At 60.0% G+C, this 22,168-nt stretch carries 22 protein-coding genes, 2 tRNA genes and 1 pseudogene; 8 read left to right on the top strand and 17 right to left on the bottom strand.

The annotated features are described in order from the left end of the window. Positions 1-2 precede the first annotated feature (2 nt). From nosZ to BUB53_RS08960, 4 genes are all read right to left on the bottom strand, one after another. On the bottom strand, positions 3-1,949 hold the full coding sequence (gene nosZ / locus BUB53_RS08975) for a TAT-dependent nitrous-oxide reductase (protein WP_073034386.1): 1,947 nt from the start codon (positions 1,947-1,949) through the stop codon (positions 3-5). Continuing rightward, on the bottom strand, positions 1,942-4,137 hold the full coding sequence (locus BUB53_RS08970; RefSeq protein ID WP_073034651.1) for a NosR/NirI family protein: 2,196 nt from the start codon (positions 4,135-4,137) through the stop codon (positions 1,942-1,944). Before BUB53_RS08970 ends, nosZ begins: the two co-directional genes overlap by 8 nt. 93 nt (positions 4,138-4,230) lie before the next feature. Continuing rightward, the gene (locus BUB53_RS08965) at positions 4,231-4,611 is read right to left on the bottom strand and encodes a DUF2946 family protein (protein WP_073034385.1); all 381 of its coding nucleotides are present in this window, start codon (positions 4,609-4,611) and stop codon (positions 4,231-4,233) included. 182 nt (positions 4,612-4,793) lie between these two features. Further along, positions 4,794-4,870: transfer RNA gene (locus BUB53_RS08960), tRNA-Arg, on the bottom strand. Positions 4,871-4,983: 113 nt separating this feature from the next. On the opposite strand from BUB53_RS08960, the gene BUB53_RS08955 reads away from it, so the two are divergent. Beyond that, positions 4,984-6,009 (top strand): LacI family DNA-binding transcriptional regulator, encoded by a 1,026-nt coding sequence (locus BUB53_RS08955; RefSeq protein WP_073034384.1) that lies wholly within the window; start codon positions 4,984-4,986, stop codon positions 6,007-6,009. 142 nt (positions 6,010-6,151) lie between these two features. On the opposite strand, the gene BUB53_RS08950 is transcribed toward BUB53_RS08955, so the two are convergent. The 3 genes from BUB53_RS08950 to petA are packed head-to-tail and all read right to left on the bottom strand — an operon-like array spanning position 6,152 to position 8,891. Next, entirely contained in the window at positions 6,152-6,937 is a 786-nt protein-coding gene (locus BUB53_RS08950) for a cytochrome c1 (RefSeq protein ID WP_073034383.1), read from the bottom strand. Positions 6,938-6,953: 16 nt separating this feature from the next. Beyond that, entirely contained in the window at positions 6,954-8,300 is a 1,347-nt protein-coding gene (gene petB, locus BUB53_RS08945; protein ID WP_073034382.1) for a cytochrome b, read from the bottom strand. 12 nt (positions 8,301-8,312) lie between these two features. Beyond that, positions 8,313-8,891 carry a ubiquinol-cytochrome c reductase iron-sulfur subunit gene (petA, locus tag BUB53_RS08940; protein WP_073034381.1) on the bottom strand — a complete coding sequence of 193 codons (579 nt, stop codon included), beginning with the start codon at positions 8,889-8,891 and terminating at the stop codon, positions 8,313-8,315. 219 nt (positions 8,892-9,110) lie between these two features. Here petA and BUB53_RS08935 point away from each other — a divergent pair, with 219 nt between their 5' ends. Continuing rightward, positions 9,111-9,794 (top strand): outer membrane protein, encoded by a 684-nt coding sequence (locus BUB53_RS08935; RefSeq protein WP_073034380.1) that lies wholly within the window; start codon positions 9,111-9,113, stop codon positions 9,792-9,794. Positions 9,795-9,849: 55 nt separating this feature from the next. Here the strand turns inward: BUB53_RS08935 and BUB53_RS08930 are convergent, their stop codons facing one another. The 3 genes from BUB53_RS08930 to dapF all read right to left on the bottom strand — a co-directional run bounded on the left by BUB53_RS08930 (position 9,850) and on the right by dapF (position 12,620). Then, positions 9,850-10,455 (bottom strand): glutathione S-transferase, encoded by a 606-nt coding sequence (locus tag BUB53_RS08930; protein ID WP_073034379.1) that lies wholly within the window; start codon positions 10,453-10,455, stop codon positions 9,850-9,852. Positions 10,456-10,530: 75 nt separating this feature from the next. Beyond that, a complete protein-coding gene (mtaB, locus tag BUB53_RS08925) occupies positions 10,531-11,790 on the bottom strand; it encodes a tRNA (N(6)-L-threonylcarbamoyladenosine(37)-C(2))-methylthiotransferase MtaB (protein WP_073034378.1) in 1,260 nt (419 codons plus the stop codon). Continuing rightward, positions 11,787-12,620, bottom strand: coding sequence for a diaminopimelate epimerase (dapF, locus tag BUB53_RS08920; RefSeq protein ID WP_073034377.1), 834 nt, complete (start codon positions 12,618-12,620; stop codon positions 11,787-11,789). Before dapF ends, mtaB begins: the two co-directional genes overlap by 4 nt. A 107-nt stretch (positions 12,621-12,727) precedes the next feature. On the opposite strand from dapF, the gene BUB53_RS08915 reads away from it, so the two are divergent. Then, a tRNA-Lys gene (locus BUB53_RS08915) sits at positions 12,728-12,803 on the top strand. A gap of 4 nt (positions 12,804-12,807) precedes the next feature. Here BUB53_RS08915 and BUB53_RS08910 read toward each other — a convergent pair. The 3 genes from BUB53_RS08910 to BUB53_RS08905 are packed head-to-tail and all read right to left on the bottom strand — an operon-like array spanning position 12,808 to position 14,352. Further along, positions 12,808-13,926, bottom strand: a complete 1,119-nt coding sequence (locus BUB53_RS08910; protein WP_073034376.1) for a site-specific integrase — start codon at positions 13,924-13,926, stop codon at positions 12,808-12,810. Continuing rightward, the gene (locus tag BUB53_RS22740; protein ID WP_159437789.1) at positions 13,923-14,096 is read right to left on the bottom strand and encodes a hypothetical protein; all 174 of its coding nucleotides are present in this window, start codon (positions 14,094-14,096) and stop codon (positions 13,923-13,925) included. Before BUB53_RS22740 ends, BUB53_RS08910 begins: the two co-directional genes overlap by 4 nt. A 16-nt stretch (positions 14,097-14,112) precedes the next feature. After that, the gene (locus tag BUB53_RS08905; RefSeq protein WP_066703202.1) at positions 14,113-14,352 is read right to left on the bottom strand and encodes a hypothetical protein; all 240 of its coding nucleotides are present in this window, start codon (positions 14,350-14,352) and stop codon (positions 14,113-14,115) included. Positions 14,353-14,494: 142 nt separating this feature from the next. On the opposite strand from BUB53_RS08905, the gene BUB53_RS08900 reads away from it, so the two are divergent. Then, positions 14,495-14,917: a helix-turn-helix domain-containing protein gene (locus tag BUB53_RS08900; RefSeq protein ID WP_073034649.1), complete on the top strand. Its 423-nt coding sequence runs from the start codon at positions 14,495-14,497 to the stop codon at positions 14,915-14,917. A 358-nt stretch (positions 14,918-15,275) separates the two neighbouring features. Then, positions 15,276-15,779 (top strand): hypothetical protein, encoded by a 504-nt coding sequence (locus BUB53_RS22450; protein ID WP_143163178.1) that lies wholly within the window; start codon positions 15,276-15,278, stop codon positions 15,777-15,779. A gap of 625 nt (positions 15,780-16,404) precedes the next feature. Here the strand turns inward: BUB53_RS22450 and BUB53_RS08885 are convergent. Continuing rightward, positions 16,405-17,868: an SEFIR domain-containing protein gene (locus BUB53_RS08885; protein ID WP_073034374.1), complete on the bottom strand. Its 1,464-nt coding sequence runs from the start codon at positions 17,866-17,868 to the stop codon at positions 16,405-16,407. 502 nt (positions 17,869-18,370) lie between these two features. On the opposite strand from BUB53_RS08885, the gene BUB53_RS08880 reads away from it, so the two are divergent. The 3 genes from BUB53_RS08880 to BUB53_RS08870 are packed head-to-tail and all read left to right on the top strand — an operon-like array spanning position 18,371 to position 20,758. Further along, a complete protein-coding gene (locus tag BUB53_RS08880) occupies positions 18,371-18,793 on the top strand; it encodes a hypothetical protein (protein ID WP_073034373.1) in 423 nt (140 codons plus the stop codon). 13 nt (positions 18,794-18,806) lie between these two features. Continuing rightward, positions 18,807-20,021 (top strand): TrbL/VirB6 family protein, encoded by a 1,215-nt coding sequence (locus tag BUB53_RS08875; RefSeq protein WP_073034372.1) that lies wholly within the window; start codon positions 18,807-18,809, stop codon positions 20,019-20,021. 47 nt (positions 20,022-20,068) lie between these two features. Next, positions 20,069-20,758 (top strand): ParA family protein, encoded by a 690-nt coding sequence (locus tag BUB53_RS08870; protein WP_073034371.1) that lies wholly within the window; start codon positions 20,069-20,071, stop codon positions 20,756-20,758. Between the two features lie 176 nt (positions 20,759-20,934). On the opposite strand, the gene BUB53_RS08865 is transcribed toward BUB53_RS08870, so the two are convergent. The 3 genes and pseudogenes from BUB53_RS08865 to BUB53_RS08855 all read right to left on the bottom strand — a co-directional run. Further along, positions 20,935-21,453: a type II toxin-antitoxin system YhaV family toxin gene (locus BUB53_RS08865; protein ID WP_073034370.1), complete on the bottom strand. Its 519-nt coding sequence runs from the start codon at positions 21,451-21,453 to the stop codon at positions 20,935-20,937. After that, the gene (locus tag BUB53_RS08860; RefSeq protein ID WP_073034369.1) at positions 21,450-21,776 is read right to left on the bottom strand and encodes a type II toxin-antitoxin system PrlF family antitoxin; all 327 of its coding nucleotides are present in this window, start codon (positions 21,774-21,776) and stop codon (positions 21,450-21,452) included. The genes BUB53_RS08865 and BUB53_RS08860 overlap by 4 nt, the downstream gene beginning before the upstream one ends. Positions 21,777-22,069: 293 nt before the next feature. Further along, positions 22,070-22,168 (bottom strand): annotated as a pseudogene (locus BUB53_RS08855) (electron transfer flavoprotein subunit alpha/FixB family protein); the annotation flags it as partial.

Here is a 22,168-nt window from a genome sequence, read left to right as displayed (position 1 = left end):
GATCAGGCCCCTTTCGGTTTGACCAGCATCCGGCCGCGCATCTCCATGTGGAGCGCGTGGCAGAACCACTGGCAATAGTACCAGTAAACGCCGGGCTTGGCTGCGGTGAACGTCACCGAGGCGGTCGCCATCGGGCCGACCTCGAAGGCCACGCCATGATTGTTCAGCGTAAAGCCGTGGGTCAGGTCGTCGATATCGTCCAGGTTGGTGACGACGACCGTCACTTCGTCGCCTTCCGTCACCTCGAACTTTTCGAGCGAGAAGGTCGGTGCCTGGCTGGACATGTAGACACGCACCTTGCTGCCATCGCGGATGATCGTATCGGCCCAGTCGTCGATATCCACCCCGTCGGCCTCGGCCTGTGCCCGTGTTTCGGCCCACATGGGATCGTTGCGGTCCCAGACACTGACCGGGTTCACGATATCGCGCCGGACGATGATGCTGTCATGCGGTTCCGCGAAGGTGGGGCCATCGTGCACCAATTCCAGTTTGCCATCGGTGATATCGAAGAGTTGCTCGTTCTCCGGCTTGAGCGGGCCGACGTTCAGGAAGCGGTCTTTCGAAAACTTGTTCATCGAGACATACCACTTGCCGTCGGCCTCTCTGGTCTCGCCCATCGAGGTCGAGTTGTGACCAGGCTGATAGTGCACATCCTGCTTGTTGAGGATATATTCGACATCCTCGCCGTTGGCCGCGCGGATTGCGCTTTCCATGTTCCATTTCACCACCTGGCTGTCGAGGAACAGCGTGGTAAAGGCATTGCCCTGCCCATCATAGCAGGTATGGAGCGGTCCGAGGCCCAGCTCAGGTTCGGCCACGACGACCGAGCGCGGATCGAGATCCGGATCGGCAAAGATCGCATCGAACTTGCGCACATCGAGAATGGAAACCGTGGGCGAGAGCTTGCCGTTGACGCAGACATAGTTGCCATCGGGGGCCGTGTTGATGCCATGTGGGCTGTTGGGGATCGGAACGTAACGGGTGTAGTTCTTGTTCTGGCCCTTGCGTCCGTCGATCACCGGCACACCGTTGAGAACCTGCACATCACCCTCGGCGACGCCTTTTTCGATTTCCGCGATGTTGAAGATCACCACATGGTCCATCTCGTTCTCGGTCATCTCGGCGAGGTTCATGCCCATTTCCGAGTTGTACGAGGTCGAGAAGGCGTATTTGCCCTGATAGTCGCAATCGGTGTTGTCGAGGTTGCCCGACACCATCACCTGCCACGGAATTTCCATGGTGTCGCCGTCAAGCGCGGTGAAGAAGTTCACGTACTTGTCGGGCTCGTCCAGAACCGACCCGTCATTGACCATCGGCACCTCGTCCTCGCCATTGGCGAAGACATAACCGGTCCGCGGGAATTTCTGCGGACGCAGGCCATGGATGGCCTTGGCGTTGGGAATCTCGACGATCTTGTCGGTCTTCATCACGTCGCAACGCACACGGGCCACGCGCGTGTTGGCCTTGTCGTTCATGAACAGGTAGCGCCCGTCATAGGTGCCGTCGGTGAAGGACATGTGCGGGTGGTGCAGATCGCCGTTGTCATGCACGCGCTTGCCCTGCGCGGCGAGGAACGCCTTGGTTTCGGGCAACATGCCTTCTTCGAAGATCCTGAGGCTTTCGTTGGTCTGGCCCCAGCCGGTGGCCGAGCAGCGGTTGAACACCGGAACGCGCATCAGTTCGCGCATGGACGGGAAGCCCAGGATGCGCAACTCGCCGGTCTGACCCGAGGACCAGAAGCCATAGTAATCGTCCAGTTCGCCCGGCGCGATGCTGAGCGCCTCCGAGGCGCTGGCCGCACTGGTGCCGGCGGCCGTGGCCACGCCGGCCGCGCCGCCGAGCAGCGCCAGACGCGCGCCGCCTGCGCCACCGAGCAGGGCCGCGCCACCGGCGGTCGCGCCCAGCATACCGCGGCGGGTAATGCCTGTTTTCGGGTTCGTGTCAGACATTGGTCTTCTCCTTCAGGTTGGGATGATTGTGAATCGCCCGGCCCGCATCGGCCGCCCCGCGCGACGCGGATTCGCGCCGCTTGAGGCGTTTGATGACGACCGGACATTTGGTTTCCGACTGGTAGAGCACCTGACAGTGCATGCAGTTGAGGCATTCGTTGGGGTTGATCTCGCCCGTGGGGTGGATCGCCTGAACGAAGCACTCGTTGGCGCAGGTCTGGCAGGGGTTGCCGCATTCCTTGTAGCGTTTCAGCCAGTCGAACATGCGCAGCCGCGCCGGGATCGCCAGCGCCCCGCCAAGCGGGCACAGGTAGCGGCAATAGAAGCGCTCCACGAACAGTCCCGCGATCAGGAGCGCGGCGGCGTAGGCCACGAACGGCCAGGCGCGCACGAATTTCAGGACGATGGCGGTTTTGAACGGCTCGACCTCGGCCAGATGTTCAGCCTGCTCGATCGAGGCCAGCGATACGCCGAACAGGCCCAGGAAGATCATGTATTTCAGCGGCCACAGCCGTTCGTGCAGCCCCCAGGGCAGCGTCCATTGCGGGATGCCCAGTTTGCGCCCGATCTGGTTGGTCAGCTCCTGCAACGCGCCGAACGGGCACAGCCAGCCGCAATAGGCCCCGCGCCCCCAGAAGATCAGGGCGGCGGCCACGGCGAACCACAGGATGAAGGTCAGCGGATCGAGCAGGAACGCCTGCCAGCTGAAATCCGTGGTCAGCGCGCCGAACAGGGCCATCAGGTTGACCACCGACAGTTGCGCGTTGGCGTACCAGCCCAAGAAGACCAGCGTCACGGTCAGGAAGGACATGCGGAACCAGTAGGTCACGCGCTCGGAGCGGGTGAGGAAGCCCTGGAAAAAGAACGCCACCGTCAGGATGAACAGCATCACCGCCAGACCGGCGATTTCGACCGTCTTGTCCTGCCAGATCCGTTTCCACAGGGCCGATTGCGCCGCGTGCTCCTCTTGTTCGGCCATGGCCTGCGCGGCGGTGGTCTGCGGCGCGGGGGCAGGGGCAGGCAAGGCGCGCATGTAGGTGTCGGGCAACCGATAGCCCATCTCGAACGTGGTGAAGACCCGTTCGATGGCCGCCACGTCGCGTTGCACCAGAAGTTGCAGGCGGAACGGTTCCGTCGGATCGAACCCGGTATCCGCCGGTATCTTGAACAGGTCCGTTTCGGTGAATTCCGGTGCGCCCTCGGCGGCGACATCGCCCAGACGGCGGTGCATCCGGTCGCGGAAACGGACCGACAGATCGCCCTGGATCAGAACGATACGGTCGAAAATCCCGCCGCGGACGTAGCCCGATCCCTTGAAGGAATAGAGCCCCCGGCCCGCGATCATGATCGCGTGATCGCCCTCGTCCAGCCAGTTTTGCAGGTTGCGGCCCTCTGCCTCGCCCAGCAGGGCCTGCCCGACAGCGGGCACCGAAACCAGGCCCATATACATGTCGATAAAGGTGGTCTCGGGCGGGTCGGTGATGGGCCGCCTTGCGGCGCGCGGATCGTCCACCTGCTCGAAGGCCGCATTCACCTGCCCCACATCCAGAGACAGGCGGCGCAGGGTGCCGTCGCCCTCGAGGGTCATCCAGTCCGACGCGGCGGTGGCCTCGGGGTCGATCTCGTAGGTGGGGCCGGTGGGGGCCGTGGGCGCGCTGAGCCCGCCAAGGCCAAGCTGGCGCGCCACCTTGAGCCCCGAGCGCACGATGGAATCGTCGATCACCATGATCGTGACCGTCGCACCGGCGATGATGTCCAGATCATGGGCCGTGCCGCCCGAGGTGGCCTCAGCCACCAGATCGAGCCCCGCATAATCCGCTGCGAGCGCCTGAATTTTGGAATCGGGAATCCCGATCAGCACAATCGGTTCGGAGTGTTTGACCAGCTTGACACCCATGACGACCGCATCGTCATTCACGGCCACCATCGTATGGATCGGCTTGCCCGAATAACCCGTCGTCCCGACGAAATCCGACGCGATGAACGCCCAGCCGATGCGCTGATCGCCTTGCAGCAGCGGCGCGACGGGAATGTCCTCGCGGACCGGCCCGAAGGCATCGGCCCCCTCGACCAGTTCGCCGGGGGCAATATCGTCGATGAATTGAGAGAGAACGTTGGCGGTGGCCTGAGCGCGCGCGGGGGCTGCGCCGGCGGCGATCATGAGGCCGACAATCAGGAGACCGGCCATCAGGATCGTGAAACTTCTGATCAATCCGTTTGCGCGGCAGGCCGAACGCGGGGCCAGCGACGCAAGGGGCATGCGGAGGGAAACAGACATGGCTCAGATATCCTTGGGGGGACCGCGCGCAAGACGCCACTGAACGGTGACATAGCTGCGCTGCGCCGCATGGGCTTGGGAGGTGAGAAGATGGGCCGCCTTGCCCGGACGGCTCCAGACCGTCGGCATCACCGGCAGCGCCGTGACATGAAGCGTACAGGCCGGGCAGTGCGAACAGTCCGGCATGGAAGGCGGGTCAACCGGGTTGCCCGATCTGTCGATCGTGATCGTTTCAGCGCCATCGTCGCTACAGATCACGATCGTGCTGAGGCCATTCTGCGCCAGGGACATGGCGGCATCTGCCATCACGCCGACAACACCTGCGAATGTCAGTGCCAGCGCAAGAACTGCGCAATGAAATATCCGGGACCGCACGCTGAACATGCGCCCAATTTACCATACGGGAGCGGTGCAAACATGACAAAAGTCAAGACGGGCAGAAAGAAGAAGCGTATTAAGGCATTGATATATTTATGTGTTTCAGAAATACCGCCTGCCTGAAAACACGTCCAGCCCCCCCCGCGCCGCAGCAACACAAGCCGCCCGGAATCATCAATCCTGAAGATTGGCGACCCCGGCAGGATTCGAACCTGCAACCTGCCCCTTAGGAGGGGGCTGCTCTATCCAGTTGAGCCACGGGGCCGCTGTGCCCCGTTTAGCGTGGTGAGCGGGGTTTGTCATGGGGGATTTCGTCACGCTTGATCCTGTCCGAGTGTTCGCGGTAACAGTTGGAAAACCCTTTCAGGACAACAGCCCGTGACCAGACCCGACCAACGCCCCCTGACCCTGCGCGATGTTTCCGAGGCGTCGGGAGTATCCGAAATGACCGTCAGCCGCGTGTTGCGCAATCGCGGGGATGTCTCCGAGGCGACACGCCAACGGGTTCTGGAAGCCGCCAAGCGCCTTGGCTATGTGCCCAACAAGATCGCGGGCGCATTGGCCAGCCAGCGGGTCAATCTGGTGGCGGTCATCATTCCGTCGATGTCGAACATGGTGTTTCCCGAGGTGATGACCGGCATCACACAGGTTCTGGAAACCACCGATTTGCAGCCCGTTGTGGGGCTGTCGGATTACCTGCCCGAGAAAGAGGAAAAGGTTCTTTACGAGATGCTGTCCTGGCGGCCCTCCGGGGTGATCATCGCCGGGCTGGAGCATTCGGATGCCAGCCGCGCGATGCTGCGGGCGTCGGGGATTCCCGTGGTGGAAATTATGGATGTGGACGGCACGCCGGTGGATTCGGTGGTCGGCATCTCGCACCGCCGGGCCGGTCAGCAGATGGCGCAGGCGATCCTGAAAGCGGGCTACAAGCGTATCGGGTTCCTGGGCACCAAGATGCCGCTGGATCACCGGGCGCGGAAGCGGTTCGAAGGCTTCACAGAGGCCTTGGCCAAGGCGGGCATCGAAGTGGCCGATCAGGAGTTTTATTCCGGGGGGTCGGCGCTGGTGAAGGGGCGCGAGATGACCGAGACCATTCTCAAGCGCAGCCCCGATCTGGATTTCATCTATTATTCCAACGACAAGATCGGCGCTGGCGGGCTGATGTACCTGATGGAACAGGGCATCGACATTCCCAACCAGATCGGCCTGGCCGGATTCAACGGCCTGGACCTGCTCAAGGGATTGCCGCGCGAACTGGCCACGATGGATGCCTGCCGGCTCGAGATCGGGCGCCGGGCCGCCGAGATCATCGCGGCCCGTGTCGAACACCCGGAAACCGCCGAGCCGGTTCGCGTGGAACTGGAGCCGACGATCACCTATGGCGACACGCTGCACCGGGGCTGAGCGCGATCAGGACCGCGATGACCGGGTCTGGCCGCGTTTGCAGGAGCATCTTTCCCGCCGGTTCCTTGCAAATGGCCCGGCAAAGAAAAACCCCGTCCAGGTGAACGGGGTTTTCCAATAGGGTATCCAAGGTCCGTGACGCTTAGCCGATCTTCTTGCCCTTGATCGGGGCCCAGATGCGCTTGTTCGTGAGATACAGCAGCACCGTCAGCACCGTCAGGAAGATCACACCGGTCAGGCCGGCCTGCTTGCGGGCCATCATCTTGGGTTCGGCGGCCCACATCAGGAAGGCGGACACATCTTCGGCCTCGTGATGCAGGTCGTTGGAGTGACCATCGGCATATTCCACGTCCTCACCATAAAGCGGCGGTGCCATGGATATCCATCCGCCGGGGAAGGCCGTGTTTTCATAGAAGGTCGTGCCAGCCTCGAACTTGTCCTCACCGGTATAGCCGGTGAGGATCGCGACGATATATTCCGGGCCGCCCATGCCCTGGAACAGCTGCGCCATCCCGGTGCCATAGGGGCCGTGGAACCCGGCGCGTTTCTTCGCCATCAGGCTGAGGTCGGGCGCGTTGGGATCGTTTCCTTCGGGGAAATGATCCGTCGGCCTGGCCGGGCGGTAATCGTCCAGTTCGGGGTCGAACACCTCGTACTGGGCCGCATAGGCACGGACCTGATCCTCGGGCAGTTGCGGGCCACCTTCGTCGGCCAGCGTGCGCATCGGCACGTATGTCATGCCGTGGCACGACGCGCAGACCTCGGTATAGACCTGCAAACCGCGTTGCAGCTGGTTCTGGTCGAATTTGCCGAACGGGCCTTCGAAGGAGAAGTCCACGTCATGCACGTGGCCCTCTTCGGCGGCCAGTGCGCCCCCGGCCGAAAGGGTCAGGGCGGCAACTGCGGAAATCGCGAGTTTCTTGAACATTATCCCGTGTCCTTTCTTATTCGGCAGGGGTTGCAGCGGATTGCCCCGCCTCACCGGATGCCTTGGGGTAGTGCGACGCAAAGTCGTCCTCGATGGTTTCGGGCTGCGGTTGCGGTTTCTCGATCACGCCCAGCAGGGGCAGGATGACCAGGAAATATGCAAACCAGTAGGTCGCACCGATCAGCGAGATCGTCGAATAGGGCGGCTCGGCGGGCATGGCCCCGGCCCACATCAGGACGATGAAGTCGATGACCAGCAGCGCAAACCACCATTTGAACATCGGACGGTAACGGCCCGAGCGCACGCTGGAGGTATCCAGCCACGGAACCAGCGCCATGACGGCAATGGCACCGAACATCGCCAGCACGCCAAAGAACTTGGCGTCGATGATGCCGCCGGTGATCCAGCTGGCAAACATCACGACCCAGACATCCGACGTGAAGGCGCGCAGGATCGCGTAGAACGGCAGGAAGTACCATTCAGGCACGATATGCGCCGGAGTCACCAGCGGGTTGGCCTCGATATAGTTGTCGGGGTGGCCCAGATAGTTGGGCATGAAGCCGACGATGGCGAAGAACACCACCATGATCAGGGCCAGTGCGAACAGGTCCTTGATCACGAAATACGGCCAGAACGGAACGGTGTCCTTCTCGGCCTCGGCCTTGGAGCCGCGGCGCACTTCGACACCGGTGGGGTTGTTGTTGCCGGTGCTGTGGAAGGCCCAGATATGCACCGCGACCAGCGCGGCGATCACGAAGGGCAGCAGGTAATGCAACGAGAAGAACCGGTTCAGCGTGGCGTTGTCCACCGCCGGTCCGCCCAGCAACCATGTCTGGATCGGTTCGCCGATGAAGGGAATCGCACCGAAGAGGCCGGTGATCACCGTGGCACCCCAGAACGACATCTGTCCCCAGGGCAGAACGTAGCCCATGAAGGCCGTGCCCATCATGCACAGGTAGATCAGCATGCCGATGATCCACGTGATTTCGCGCGGGGCCTTGTAGGAGCCGTAGTAGAGGCCGCGGAAGATGTGGATATAGACGGCAAAGAAGAACAGCGACGCGCCGTTCATGTGCAGATAGCGGATCATGTGACCGCCGTTCACGTTGCGCATGATGTGTTCGATGGACGCAAAGGCCATATCGACATGCGGCGTGTAGTGCATCACAAGGATAATGCCGGTGACGATCTGCAACGCCAGACAGAAGGTCAGAACGATGCCCCAGATCCACATCCAGTTCAGGTTCTTGGGCGTAGGGATCATCAGGGTGTCATAAAGCAGACCGACAATGGGAAGGCGCGAATGCAGCCATTTCTCGGCGCCGGTCTTGGGTTCGTAATGATCGTGCGGAATTCCGGACATGAGCGCGTTTCCTTATCCCAGTTTGATCGTCGATTCGTCGACGAATTCGGCGACGGGAACCGGCAGGTTTTCCGGAGCCGGACCTTTGCGGATACGGCCCGCAGTATCGTAGTGCGACCCGTGGCACGGGCAGAACCAGCCGCCGACATCGCCTTCGGCGGTGAAGTCGCCGGCGTTTCCAAGCGGAACGCACCCCAGATGCGTGCAAACACCCATCTGGACCAGCCATTCACCGTTTTCGTCCAGGGTGCGGTTTTCGTCCGTTGCCGGAACATCGCCTTCGATGTTTTCGTTGCGCGCGATGCCATCGGGAAGGTCGCTGACCTCGACCGAACGGGCATCCTCGATCTCGATGGCGGTGCGGCGGCGGATGAACACGGGCTTGCCCAGCCATTTCACCGTCAATTGGGTGCCTTCCTCGACGCCCGAGATATCTACACGGATCGAGCTGAGCGCCTGAACGTCAGCCGAAGGGTTCATCTGATTGACAAGAGGCCAGATAGCGGCCCCTGCGGTTACGGCACCGGCGCCGGCTGTGGCATAGTAGAGGAAATCCCTCCGGGTGCCTTCGTGTTCGTCTGCGTGGGACACGGGGTTACTCCATTTTCAAAGCCGGAACCGGCCTTTTCCACTTGCGGGGCACGGAATCCGCGCCCCCGTATCGCGTCGCTGTTTAGCCGGGCTTGAACTGTCAGTCCAGTACGCAATGACGCCTATCTGAGTGGAGCGCTCATGTGTCGCGCTTGAGCATCGCGTCAGGCGGGTATACACAGGCCCCAGTAATTTCCCTATACCTGAAAGTGTTCCACGATGAAAAACGTCGTCAAAGCCGCGGCCATCCTGGCCACAACAGCCGTTGCAGCCCCTGCCGCAGCGGAGATGGAACTCAGCCTTTATGTCGGCACGCAAAGCGTGGATGGCAGCACCGGATCGGGCTATCTGCCCGGCGGCGCCCCGATCAGCCGCTCGGTCGACTGGGAAGGCAAGCCGTTCGACAGCCCGATCTACTATGGCGGTCGCGCGATGTGGTGGCTGGACAACGATATCGGGTTCGGTATCGAAGGCACGCACACCAAGGCCTATGCGTCACAGGCCGATATGGCCGCGATCGGCGTCAGCCGTCTGGAGCTGTCGGACGGTCACAACATCATTACCGCGAACGTCATGAAACGCTGGCCCGGCGTGTTCAAGGCAACGCCGAAGTTCACGCCTTATGTCGGCGCGGGGATCGGTGTGGCCATCCCGCATGTGGACATCCAGGTTCTGGGGTCGGGCGTGCGCACCTTCGGCTATGAAACCACCGGGCCTGCCGTGCGGGCCATCGCGGGCCTGAAATACGACCTTACCGAAAACTGGGCTCTGTTCGGCGAATATCAGGCCGTCTGGTCGGATAACGACATCACCATCGACCCGGCCTTCGGCCAGCTGCCCGGCAAGCTCAACACCGAACTTCTGACCCACGCGGTGAATATCGGGGTCAGCTACAGCTTCTGATGTCGTGAAACGCGACTCGGTGAAACGGCGGGTCGTCTGACCCGCCGTTTTCGTTTTAGTCGGCGGGTTGGGTCGCCTTCATGCTGTCCCGCTGCGAGAACAGCGCGAACCAGTCGTCCAGCGCGTCGTTGCCCTTGCGCCAGCCGCGCGCATCGTGGCGGAAATCCAGGTAGGCCAGCGCACAGCCCACGGCGATCTGCCCCATATCGAGCGGTCCGCGCAGGTGGCTGATCCAGCGGGCGTTGAGCGCCTCCACGGCGCGTTCGATCTTGTCCCATTGCGCATCGACCCATGACTCGAGCACCGCCTCGGCCGGGCGCAGCCTGTGCTCGTACAGCATGAGAATCGCGGCCTCCATGATGCCGTCGGCGGTGGCCTCGAGCGTCAGCGTTTCCCACAGGCGGGCCTCGGGATAGAGCCCCGATTGCGCGCGATCGTCGAGAAACCGGCAGATCACCCGGCTGTCATAGAGGGTCGGCCCCTCATCGCGGATCAGGGCCGGAATCTTGCCCAGGGGATTGGCGCTGGCCACCTCGGGAGCGGTATCGAACGGGCTGGTGGGGATGGGGGCGATTTCAAGGTCGTCATACTGCCCGGTTTCATGCAGCAGCACATGAACCTTGCGCACGAAGGGGGACGTACCGGACGAGATGAGTTTCATGGCGCAGACTTTCCTGTTGATGACGGGCTCACGCTAGAAGGCTGCACAGGCCCTGTCCAGCATTGTCAGCCCGTATCAGGCCGCAACCAGTTGCTGTCCGCGCATTCCGGTCACCGTGGCGGAGACGATGTGGCCCTCTTCGCGGTCGCTGTCGAAACTCACCTCGGTGAATTGTTCGGTGCGCCCCATGCGGGGATTTTCCATCAGCACGCTGTGGGTGCGCCCCTGCTGCGCCGCCAGATGGCGTGCGACCTGCCCTTCGCCAGCCTCGCGCAGGCGGGCAGCGCGCGCCTTGATGTCGGCGCCATGCACCTGCGGCATCCGCGCCGCGGGCGTACCGGGGCGCGGGCTGTAGGGGAAGACATGCAGCCATGTCAGGTCGCATTCTTCCACCAGTTTCAGCGAGTTTTCGAAGGCCGCTTCGGTCTCGGTCGGGAAGCCCGCGATGATATCCGCGCCAAAGGTCATCTCGGGGCGCAGGTGGCGGGCCTCCTGGGCGAACCGGATCGCATCGTCGCGCAGATGGCGGCGCTTCATCCGCTTGAGGATCAGATCGTCGCCATGTTGCAGGCTCAGGTGAAGATGCGGCATCAGGCGCGGTTCGGTCGCGATGGCCTGCATCAGGTTTTCGTCCACCTCGATCGAATCGATCGAACTGATCCGCAGGCGCGGCAGATCCGGCACCAGTTTCAGAATGCGCATGACCAGATCACCAAGACGCGGCTGCGCGGGAAGGTCGGCGCCCCAGCTTGTCAGGTCCACGCCGGTCAGCACCACTTCGTTATAGCCCCGGTCGACCAGACGCTTGATCTGGTCCACAACCACGCCCGCCGGAACGCTGCGCGAATTGCCCCGACCATAGGGGATGATGCAGAAGGTGCAGCGGTGGTCACACCCGTTTTGCACCTGCACATAGGCGCGGCTGCGGGTGCCGAACCCGTCGATCAGGTGCCCGGCGGTTTCCGTCACACTCATGATGTCGTCTACCATCGGCGTTTCCGTCTCGCCGATGAAATCGGCCGCCAGACGCCCCCAGGTATCGGGCTGCATCTTTTCGGTATTGCCGATGACCGCATCGACCTCGGGCATGGCGGTGAATGTCTCAGGCTCGGTCTGGGCGGCGCAGCCGGTCACGATCAGGCGCGCCCCGGGATTTTCGCGCCGCAACCGGCGGATTTCCTGCCGCGCCTTGCGCACCGCTTCGGCGGTGACGGCACAGGTGTTCACGACGACCGCGTTTTCAAGCCCCGCCTGCTGGCTCAGCTCTTTCATCGCCTCGGTTTCATAGGCGTTCAGACGGCATCCAAGCGTGGTGAAGCGGGGCGGCTGCGTCATGTCAGCCCCCGCAGGAACTGTGCCGTCAGCACCCCGTCGAAAACGTGCATCGTGGGGCCCGTCATCCATACGCCGTCCTCGCGCCAGTCGATATGCAACGTGCCGCCGTCGAGGTCGACCCGCACCTTGCGCCCGGTCAGGCCCCGGCGCGCCGCCGCCACGGCGGTGGCGCAGCTGGACGACCCCGACGCCAGGGTGACGCCAACGCCCCTCTCCCACACCCGCATGCGCAGGTGATCGGGCGCGATCAGGCTGGCCACCTGAACATTGGTGCGCTCGGGATAGAGCGGGTGATGCTCGTAACGCGGGCCGAACTGTTCCAGTGGAACGGCAGTGGCATCCTCGACAAAGAACGTGCAATGCGGGTTGCCCATGCCCGTGGCGGTCGGGCCGCCCTCGACCGGCAATTCCAGCGTGTCCATCTCTTCGGCCAGGGGAATATCGCGCCAGTCCAGTTGCGGCGGCCCCATATTGACCGATGTCAAACCGTCCCCGGCATCGACAGCGCGCAATTCCCCCCGTTCCGTGGTCAGACGCAGCGAATCACGGCCCGATTCGTCCATGAGAAACCGCGCAATGCAGCGGGTGGCATTCCCGCAGGCCGCGGATGTCGACCCGTCCGCGTTATAAAAGGTCAGATGCGCATCGCCCGGACCGTCGGAAATGACCGCCAGCTGGTCGAATCCGACCCCCAAACGCCGGTCCGCGATGGCAACGGCCAGTTCCGGCGTGACATCGACACGGCGCACACGCCCATCCAGCACGACAAAGTCGTTGCCCAGGCCGTGCATCTTCATAAAGGCCAGATCGGTATCGTTTCGCGCGCTCATGGGCGGGCATATAAACCCGCGCCCGACACGAATCCAGCATCCACGAAAAAAACACGCAATTTCGGGGTTGACCCCCTGCCCCGGTCTTTCTAAGTAGGCCGCCTAGTGGGCCGTTAGCTCAGTTGGTAGAGCAACTGACTTTTAATCAGTGGGTCGCAGGTTCGAATCCTGCACGGCTCACCACTGATCATAAATTATCCTTTCCCTGCTTGGGTTTGGTGTCGGATTTGACGAACCTCTTGGGAAGGTTCGCCAAATTGCGCTCGCCATTGGGGCGGGCGATGAGTTTCTCAATCGCGGAATTGGCCATGCCTTCGCGGCCAGCGGCCTCGGTATAGCGCTGCACAAGGGCCAGCGTTTTGTGTCCTGTGACCGCACCAATCTCGTGCGCAGTCGCCCCAGCCTCGGCCAGGCGGCGCGCGCAAGCCTTGCGAAGGCCGTGGGCGGAACACTGAGGCAACTTGGCCTCTTCGGTCCAACGTTGCATGAGATTGCCCAGGCCGCCGGCGGACCGCATGGTGCCTTTCTGGGTGGCCAGAAAGGGCCTGTCCTTCGGCAACCTGTGCAGCACCTCCGCCAGGTCCGGGTGGATCGGGACGGAAACCAGCACACCGCCTGAGCGTTGCGTCTTCTGCCGCCGATACTCGATCTTGCCGCTGCGGACGTTCTTAGGCCCCAGCTTCACCGCATCGACACGCGCCGCGCCGGTATAGAGCATCAGCGTCACCGCCGTATGCGCAAGTGTGCCGGGCTTGTGGACCTTGAAGAACTGCGCCAGTTCCTCTTCGTCCCAGGTATGAAAACCATCACCGCCCACGCGGAAAGGCTTTGTCGCCCGTGCCGGATTATCACCGCGCCAGTCCAGCGTGATCGCGAAGTCCATCAACTGGATCAGCTGCTTGCGCAGGTTGTTCGCCGCTGTCGGGGTCTCGGCTTTCTCGGCCAGGATCGTCTGCACATGCCGGCGCTGCATCAGCCGCACCGGCTTATCGCCATGCTCCTCCCGAAACTTCTCGACAATCCCGCGATAGACCTTCTGCGTGCTGGGCGCGAGATCGAGGAACTCGGGCGAGCGATACCAGAGCGCAACAAGCTGGCTGACACTATAGGGGTTGGTCCGGTCCGCCCCGATCAGCCCGCGCGTCTTGTGCCCGTTGACGGCATCCTCATAGCGCCGAACAAAATCCTCCGACCCGTAATCGCTTCCCAGCTCAGCTGAAAACCCACCCTTCCGAAACCGCCAGCGCCGCTTCCCGTGCCGGTCGAAATAGGCCGTCGCACCGGGAAACTGCTTGCGGCGTTTCATGGGTGATCCCACGGGTTGTTGACCTCGTCGGTCTGCTTCTCGGTGCTGTAGATCACGACCTTGCCGTCCCGGCTGATCTCGGACCGTACGACCGGAATACCTGCCTCCCGATACGCCTTGAGGTATCGGGTCAATTCGCTCTGCGTCAGCGTTGCGCGGGGCATGGCCATAGGGGTTCCTCCCACGTCAAAGGCTAGAGTGCTGCGGCTCGCCCAAGGGCAGGCTCGGTTGCTCGCCTTCAGGGCGTTTGAACCTGGTCGCGTTGCGCTGGAACCGCTCCCAACCACTCATGGTCAGCATCTTTGTCTTCGCGGAAATCTCGACGAACTCTAGCCGTCCGTCGTTCATCAACGCGCGAACTTGCGCGGCGCTCAGTCCGACAAGCTCGCCCAGTTCTTTGGGGGAAAGCAACTTTTCCTGTGCCAAAACCCTCTCCTTTCCGTAAGGTAGTGCGAATCGGGTTGAATGCGCTCAAGCGTCATGGTCCGACAACGAAACACAACGAATGGCGTTCATTTGTGCGTATAGCATTCATATGAGCGCAACCGCAAGTGGATTGCTCACGATAATGGCTGATCGTCCGTATGACTACTTGAGCGCCCTCGGCGCGCGCATCGCGTTCGCACGCAATGAGCTTGGTATGTCGCAGGTGAAAATGGCCGAAGCTCTCGGAATCTCTCTCCGCGCTTATCAGAGCTATGAGTTGGGCAAGCGCTCGATCCCGGTCGAAGCATTGGTCGAGTTGCACCGTCAATTTCGGGTAGACCTGAACTGGATTCTCTTAGGAGTCGAGGCCGTCCGGTTGGAGCATGATCTGACTGCGCTGGAGGACTTCGAGGTCGCTCTGGACAAGTATTTGTCTGACAGCGGGACCAAGCTGAAAAGCGAAAAGCGCGGGGCGATTGCCGCGCGCTGGTACCGATCCTTCCTGGAAGGAAAGGAAATAGCCATGGACGATGTCCACACCTGGATAGAATTGTTGAGAGAATAAAAATGAACCTGAGACAACCCGATACTTGGAGGCGTCACCAATTAGCGGCAGCCGAACGGATGCAGTGCGACATTGGCCGTTTCACGCGCCCTGTGATCGACGTTATGTGTGCTTTTTCATTGACTTACTTGATGGCTTGGGGTGCGCTATGTGCCCTCTGGAACGGAGATGGCATGCCATGGGCGCCACTCCTGACTGCCACCGTTGCGGGTTTTGTCGTGGTGGCGGCCCTTCCGGCCTTTATGCTAGCCGTTGGGATTGAGAGCTATTTATCTCGGCGCCTGCGTTCAATGAGTAGAAACGATATAATCTGACTCGACCACGCGGATTCACACCATTTCTGAAACGGAATGTATTGATGATCAACGATGTTGCTCCATTGGGTGGTGAGGTAATTGGCAAAGCCGCAAGTCGCGAAGATGCCTGGTGGCTTTGTAGGCGCTATGGACTGAAGCCATTTCCATTGGATGACGCCTCAGCGGTGAGCCTTGAGGACACCGAGAACGGATCGAAGGTGTGGACTGTTCCCTGTGAGCACACCCAATTCCCATATGATCGTGCTGCCTTTGAAGACCGGCGCCGTGATGGTTTGGCTGAATTTGAGAACGGACTCCCAGCTCGGCCTGTTGCTGAAGAAAATGGGATAGCGTTTCAAACCTTCAGACAGCGCCTCAAGCGAGGCTGGTCGAGTGAAAGATCTGCGACTGAAGGTGTTCGGGACATAGCGCATAATCCGAATGATGAGTGGGAGGTAATTGCGCTGGAAAACGGGCTATCTGTACGCGCATATCGAAGCCGTGTTCAGGCTGGCTGCCCTGAACCTATCGCCGCAACAATGGGGCTAAGTTGGCGGCGGTGGTAAAGATGCCGCTCTTTGCAGACATACACGGCCGATTGTGTTGAAAAACTCTGTCACGGCACCTGACAGGCAATTTTTGTAGGAAAATGTTCTCAAGGCGTTGCAAAGCAGCCGAAAATACGGCGCCTGACACGTGAATTTAGAACATTGTTCTGCATTTCGGAGAGCGCCGAGAGCCTCAAGGACTTTTTCAACACAATCGGCCCGGAGCGGAACTCCACGCCAGGCGCAGCGGATGACCGGCCTCAACCCATAGCTGACCTTGGTTCCAGAAAATGTAGATGGCCGGTCCCGGCCCTCCACGACACTCGTGAAAGACGCGGCATGAGGGCGTGCCTGCGACTTCTCACGCCAAAAGCCTGAGAGGCGCGAGCCCGATGTGGGGTCAAGCAGGCGCGTGAAGATCGAAGGGGACACGAAGCTCGGCCATGTCAACATTGCGGTTTCTGCCGCGCTCGCCCGGTGGATCCCCGATCGCCGCAGCGTCGGCGCACACATTGGGCAAGTGCCGCTCAAGGGTTATTGGTAGATCGACAAATCAAATCGTTGTTCTCGTTCGATGTCTTTGCCTCCCAGCCCTCTAAGTGCGTGAGCCTGCCTGACGTCTACAAAACAGGCGCTCTGGCGGTCATGGGCGAGAGCCAAGCTGATCGTGTCCCGTAAGCTTCGCAATGTCCAGGCGATCCCATCCATCGTTGAAGCTCGGGGCTTTCTTTGGGTCGTCAGAATATGCCTTGACTAACTCGTCAAGTGGTCCTCGATTTTCAATCCCAAGCATAGGGATCAAGCGCTTGAGTTCGCGCGCCGACTGCGCTCGAGCAAATATCTCAAATGGACGGTGGTGACCGTAACCAAGAAGATACATCGTAACGGGAAACCAGAAATAGTAGGGTTCTGCGTGAAGCAGTCGATGGCGCAGGAACAGAACAAAGTCGGACTGTATCAGTTGCTCGAACCTAAAGCCGCTTCCTACCGCTCTTTCGCTGAGAAGGTCCGCGTGAAGCGAATAGCGCCTTAGCCCAAGTTGTTTGTTGCGGTAGTCAAGGAGACCATCATGAAAGGAAAATACGTCGTATGATCCAACCGCATTGCCGCCGTTCTCTCCACGAACAGTATCGTAGTAAGGTCGTCCCGCAATTGCATCAATTAAATCAGTGCGACCATCAGCCATCCCAATTGTGAAGAAGTACAATAGGAATTCATGCGCAAAGAACTTGTAGTTGTCGAAGTCGAACTTTCGATGCCTTCCACATTCTGGCGTAGCATGGAAAAAAGGAATGAACCGTTCGAGAAATGCATGTAGGGCATCGCCATAGCGTGGGTCAGGCTCTGCTCGGGCAATTGCGCGCACCAGCGAAATTGTTTCATCCCGATACGGCAAAAAGGAAGCGTAGTTGCTCAGTATCTCATCTGACAGTGGGTCAGTCTCTACGTTGATGCGGAATAACCGAAGCTGATTGGTGAGGGTTTCCAAATACTCCTGCGTTGCTGCAAATGCGTGGGGCCTGCTGTTCTGCACTGCGTCCATCGCTCTGCGATGAGCCGCGCTCGTAGCGAGAGTGATCGTCGCGTCATCCGAACTGAGGTAGGCGGGAGCGCGTCCAACGTCTGGTTTTCGGTGAAGGGGCTTGTCGAAAATCCAACGCACAAGCTGTTCGAAGCTATCGGTCGCTTTGGTCTGGTCAGTGAAGTCGATGAAAATTCGCGACGTGTAGTAGGCTGGCAAGCAGGCTTTACCGTGTTCATCCCGCTCAAACACGAGTGCGACGAACTTACCTTCATCCTCGCCACTATATAGCTTTGGGGATATGATCTGTGCCTCTGTGCCTGCGCCACCCGAGCGATTATCCGACTTCTCGGCGTAGGCCCTATCAGATACGATGATGACCTTTTGAATGTCTTTGTCGGTGACCATTTGCTCCATGAAAGCAGCCGACTCTTGACCTTCGCGCAGGTCCCATTTGTCCAAGATCGCATCCACGCCTGCCGAACGCAATTCGGTTGCAAGGTCTAAGACGCGAGCCTCATGGTCGGGACTGCTCCAACTGTAAGAAATGAACGCTTTCGGTGGAATGGGCTGGTTGTCGGGCATTTGGCACTTCCGAATTGCTGATATCGCTGGCTGTATAGTCTATGGGAGCAACCTAGGAAACAGATTGCCGCGACGCGGGAGCACCATGCAGCATTGCTCTGCCCCCCGACGTTGGGCCGCGGAATTTTGTGCTCTTGAATGGGCCGGGCGGCCAACGTGGTCGCTGGATCGAAGGTCGGCCTCCTACGTTCTAACATTAGTCCCGGTTGCCACCCCGAGGTCCGCTTCCCACACATTCCGGCCTTTCATGCGATGCACAGCGAAAGCCCGCTCCCCGCCCCTCGCGCGGGACTCCAACCATCCAGATCTGATTTTGCAGTTCGCACGACGCCAGTGAAACATCTTTTGCGACACACAACTTTCGATCTTGAGGTCTCAGGTTTGCTTCCTGACGCCTCAAGTTTGAAAGTCGACATGTATTTGAAATTTAAAGATAAATTATACCCCCTATAGCGTTTCTCCGCCCGCTCGATAGAATCGGGGCAACGAAAAGGAGGATAAAATGCTCTCTATTGGAAAGCAGCTTTCAGCAATCACAATGGCGGCAATTATGATTGCCATCCCAGCGACAACCATCGCCGCAGAGAATTCCTGGCATTGCGATGGCGCGACCAACATCGACGATGATGAAATCAGGGCGCGCGCACCCAACCGCGCAATGATGCGTGTGCTTCAGGAGTACCGTGACCGGTGGGATGCCCAGCACATGCGCGCGCAATGTGAAGCCTTCGCAAAGGGCCAGCCATATGAAATCGCCTGTCTGAACGGCCGACGGAACTGGGACGAGGTTGAAGCGATGGTACCGGAAGAGGTCTGGGAGCTGCCACGCAGCGCGGTTCGTCCGATTTATTTGACCCTCCAAGAAGAGGATAGCGGAGCCAATGCCGCGCTAGCCTACTGCCGCGACGTCGGCGCTATCGAGTAACGGAGACACGAGTATGGCGACGCATATTGCAGATACAATGAAGCTGATCGACGGGGCGGTCGAAGGATACTCCAAAAGCGTTTTCGAAACATTTGGCGAGCCCGTCGCAAAGATGGTGGAGGCCATGGGGATCGTGGGGGTCGCTTTCATCGCCGCGAATGCTCTCCTTCAATGGGCGCCGATACGGGCCTCGGATTACATTAAATGGAGTATACGCTACATTCTGGTCTTCGCCGTGGCGACCAGCTGGGCATCGTTCCAGCCAATCTACACCATCACAACAGAAACACCGGGTTCCATCGGTGCAGCCCTATTGGGCGCGACGGACGCGCCAAACCTGAATGAGGCGTTGGATCGCATGATTACGGGGCTGTTTGACTTCTCGGACCGCGCCGCAAAAGAAAGTGGGATGATCGGGATCAGCATTACGTCCGTGCTTGTATGGGTTTTGGGAGCATTGATGGCTTGCGTGGCGATCATCGTCACCTCCATCGGAAAAATTGGTCTGGCGATGGCGATCTCTCTTGCCCCTGTCTTCGTTCCGACTCTGCTATTCAAGGCCACCAGCAGCCTGTTCGAAAGCTGGGCGAAATTTACGATTGGCTTTGCTATGATCCCGCTGGTCTCAGCCGGCATCATGGGGGCGGTCGTCGGCGTCGGGGAGGGAATGATCGACGACGCTGGGAAGGCGAAAGAGTTGAGCCAGGCGGCGGGCTTTCTGATCGTGGGGCTTGGTGCCGTCATTATGATGGCGAAGGTGCCGGATATGGTGAGTGGCCTGGCTGGGACAATCGTAGCGACGACCAGCGGATTGCAGGAGGCGCGGAGCGCCGCAAGCGCGAGCAAAACGGTTGGCTCCCGCGCGATAGATGCGACCAGACCGCGGGTTACGCAAGGCATGTCGGCAGTTGGCGCGGCGCGCGCTGCACAACCCGGAAATCGGGTTGCTGCCGCCCTGCAAGACGCCAAGATGACCTCGGATGCGATGAAAAGGAACCGTGAGACAATCAGCCAGAAACATGCCGAGCGCGGTTCCGGGGTCAGCCGCGCCGAACGGCAGGAGGCCGGTCGCGCAGGCATGATCGAGGCCGCTCATGCCAGCAAGACTACCCGCACTACTGGTGAGGTCCGTCGGCACAAAGGCGAAGGCAAAGACAGCGCCAAAATCAAGCTCATACGCGCTCAGGTGGCGAGGTCTTCCCAGCGGAAGAAGCCGCGCCATTCATAACCGCTAGTTGCCGAATCAGCCAGCTTCCTGACCGAAAGTTAGAACAGATGCATGTCGTCAGTTTCATGGCCGCCAAAGGGGGTACCGGGAGAAGCACCGCGGTCGCCGCCCTGGCGCTAGGCATGCTCGCCCGCGGCCTTCGTGTTCACATTCTGAATGCGTCGTTCGCCCTCCCCAAAGAGACGCCAAAAGACTTTCTTGGGTACGCAGATCAGATTACCGAGACGCCACCGGCATCACTCGTTGACTGGAAATTGGCCATGGAGGATTATGTCACTGCTGATCAACTCCGACATACGAACGTCAGTTCTGCATTAGAGTTGAAGCGCTACCTGACTACAGATCCGGGTGACTTTGATAGCATCATCGTGGACTGCCCCGCTATCGGGTGCTTCGCGGAACATATCGCCTATACATGGTCCCATCTCACAATTGTGCCCGCAAGAAGCTGCGTCGATGCCCGCTTGGCGCACGACGTATTCCGCTACCGAGGTTGGATAGATGAAACGGGGGCGGAACCTATGCTCGGGTTGCTCGTCGGCCCTCTCGCGTCCGGATCAATCCGCGAGAGCTTTGGCACATTACCCGTGTTCGACACGGAAATACCCGTGTTCCCTGAAACACGAGATGCGTGGATAGGTTCGCCGTACTGCGTGAATCCTGACGATGCCCCCGGCTTCACGAAAACCTTTGCCACAGAGGTGTTGCGTTTTCTCCATGTAACAGAAGGAATCTAGTTCCTCCACTGGGCAAGCCAATGCGCTGGCTTTCGATTTTATTCGTAGAATTTTCCCTTTGCAGTCGGCCGACAACCAGACCTCGCCGCAGCAATTTGGCTATCAAAGATTGCAGGCGTTGCCACCAACGGGCAAACGCGGCAGCCGGAGCACCTTCGGTGCTCTCCGATGGCCTCCTAGCGATCGGGCGCAGACTTAAGATCATGCTCGAACCGCTCCGCCACCGCCACAGCCTCATCCATCAGCGTGTCAAAATTGTCTGGCGGATTGCCACCGTCCAACATGCCCCGAAAGGTTGCATAGGCATCCGTCTTGCTCCCATAAGCCCGCAAGGTCTTCTCGTCGTTCACCCAAGCGAGCACGATAACCTTTGCATCGCTGTTGAAACGGTAAAACAATCGATATTGCTGGAAAAACTTCGCCCGGAACCAGTGCTTTCGGCCGTCACCGAGCGTATCGCCCTGCCTGAATGCCGGGGCACCCGGATCAACCGGTATTGCCCCAGTCACCAGCTTGAAGATCGCGGCCAGTCGCTTCGTACAGTTCTTCTTGCGCCACGTTTTGGAGTCGCGCCGCCTGCGCCCTTCGACCTCCTCAATCAGTCCTTCGAGTTGATCAAGAAAGATGGGGTGCGCGTAGATCGACCACCCGTTAACGACCAGAGGCGCCTCGGCAGGCGCTGCCTCACCCGTCATTCGTCCTCGGGAGACAGCGGCTCATCGAGGTCAACGTCAATGTCACCAACAAGTGCTGCAAGGCGGTCATGCAGCGCACCGTCAAACGTCCGGATGCGTTCCGGATGCGCCTTGATATCAGTTTCGATAAAATCGAGAAACGCACCAAGCGCAGCATCACCTTCCTGGGCGCGCACGGGCTCAATATAGACCCGCCCGCTCGCCTCGATGCAGTAGCGAATCTGATCACCTTTATTGAGCTTCAGCTGCTTGCGCACGCCGCTCGGCACCGTAGTCTGATAGCGATCGGTGAGCTTCGAAACATCCTGAGCAAGCGTAGTCATAGCAGCCTCATAAAAGAATAGGTATTCGGACAAATCAAGAAGTAATGCATTTGCATTATCACATCAAGTGCCAAAGACGCTCCTTGTGTGCTGGCGACCGTTGACTTCGAGAGCAGACAGCACAAACTGACCAAGGCTGATGTCTATAAATCTATGGGCACCTCACTGAGGCCAGTTAGAATCTGTCTAACATCTCACTCCTGCGCACACCAAGCAGGGAAGCCGGCGCGCCAATAAAAGTAGAAAGGCCCGCCGGTCTGGCGGGCCTTTCGGGATGTTCGGGGGCGCCGGTCTCAGAGTTTCTCTGTGAGTTCCGGGACGGCAGTGAAGAGGTCTGCGACGAGGCCGTAATCGGCGACCTGGAAGATGGGGGCCTCTTCGTCCTTGTTGAT

The sequence above is a fragment of the Roseovarius pacificus genome (assembly GCF_900142665.1).
Classification (GTDB): domain Bacteria; phylum Pseudomonadota; class Alphaproteobacteria; order Rhodobacterales; family Rhodobacteraceae; genus Roseovarius; species Roseovarius pacificus.
Note: the sequence above shows the minus strand (reverse complement) of the source record. Positions and strands in the feature narration are given on the sequence as shown.

What these genes read in the sequence shown, in the direction of transcription:
- nosZ (WP_073034386.1), bottom strand. Translation starts at nt 1,949, where the DNA reads ATGTCTGACACGAACCCGAAAACAGGCATTACCCGCCGCGGTATGCTG.
- BUB53_RS08970 (WP_073034651.1), bottom strand. Translation starts at nt 4,137, where the DNA reads ATGGCCGGTCTCCTGATTGTCGGCCTCATGATCGCCGCCGGCGCAGCC.
- BUB53_RS08965 (WP_073034385.1), bottom strand. Translation starts at nt 4,611, where the DNA reads ATGTTCAGCGTGCGGTCCCGGATATTTCATTGCGCAGTTCTTGCGCTG.
- BUB53_RS08950 (WP_073034383.1), bottom strand. Translation starts at nt 6,937, where the DNA reads ATGTTCAAGAAACTCGCGATTTCCGCAGTTGCCGCCCTGACCCTTTCG.
- petB (WP_073034382.1), bottom strand. Translation starts at nt 8,300, where the DNA reads ATGTCCGGAATTCCGCACGATCATTACGAACCCAAGACCGGCGCCGAG.
- BUB53_RS08935 (WP_073034380.1), top strand. Translation starts at nt 9,111, where the DNA reads ATGAAAAACGTCGTCAAAGCCGCGGCCATCCTGGCCACAACAGCCGTT.
- BUB53_RS08930 (WP_073034379.1), bottom strand. Translation starts at nt 10,455, where the DNA reads ATGAAACTCATCTCGTCCGGTACGTCCCCCTTCGTGCGCAAGGTTCAT.
- mtaB (WP_073034378.1), bottom strand. Translation starts at nt 11,790, where the DNA reads ATGACGCAGCCGCCCCGCTTCACCACGCTTGGATGCCGTCTGAACGCC.
- dapF (WP_073034377.1), bottom strand. Translation starts at nt 12,620, where the DNA reads ATGAGCGCGCGAAACGATACCGATCTGGCCTTTATGAAGATGCACGGC.
- BUB53_RS08910 (WP_073034376.1), bottom strand. Translation starts at nt 13,926, where the DNA reads ATGAAACGCCGCAAGCAGTTTCCCGGTGCGACGGCCTATTTCGACCGG.
- BUB53_RS22740 (WP_159437789.1), bottom strand. Translation starts at nt 14,096, where the DNA reads ATGGCCATGCCCCGCGCAACGCTGACGCAGAGCGAATTGACCCGATAC.
- BUB53_RS08900 (WP_073034649.1), top strand. Translation starts at nt 14,495, where the DNA reads ATGGCTGATCGTCCGTATGACTACTTGAGCGCCCTCGGCGCGCGCATC.
- BUB53_RS22450 (WP_143163178.1), top strand. Translation starts at nt 15,276, where the DNA reads ATGATCAACGATGTTGCTCCATTGGGTGGTGAGGTAATTGGCAAAGCC.
- BUB53_RS08885 (WP_073034374.1), bottom strand. Translation starts at nt 17,868, where the DNA reads ATGCCCGACAACCAGCCCATTCCACCGAAAGCGTTCATTTCTTACAGT.
- BUB53_RS08880 (WP_073034373.1), top strand. Translation starts at nt 18,371, where the DNA reads ATGCTCTCTATTGGAAAGCAGCTTTCAGCAATCACAATGGCGGCAATT.
- BUB53_RS08875 (WP_073034372.1), top strand. Translation starts at nt 18,807, where the DNA reads ATGGCGACGCATATTGCAGATACAATGAAGCTGATCGACGGGGCGGTC.
- BUB53_RS08870 (WP_073034371.1), top strand. Translation starts at nt 20,069, where the DNA reads ATGCATGTCGTCAGTTTCATGGCCGCCAAAGGGGGTACCGGGAGAAGC.
- BUB53_RS08865 (WP_073034370.1), bottom strand. Translation starts at nt 21,453, where the DNA reads ATGACGGGTGAGGCAGCGCCTGCCGAGGCGCCTCTGGTCGTTAACGGG.
- BUB53_RS08860 (WP_073034369.1), bottom strand. Translation starts at nt 21,776, where the DNA reads ATGACTACGCTTGCTCAGGATGTTTCGAAGCTCACCGATCGCTATCAG.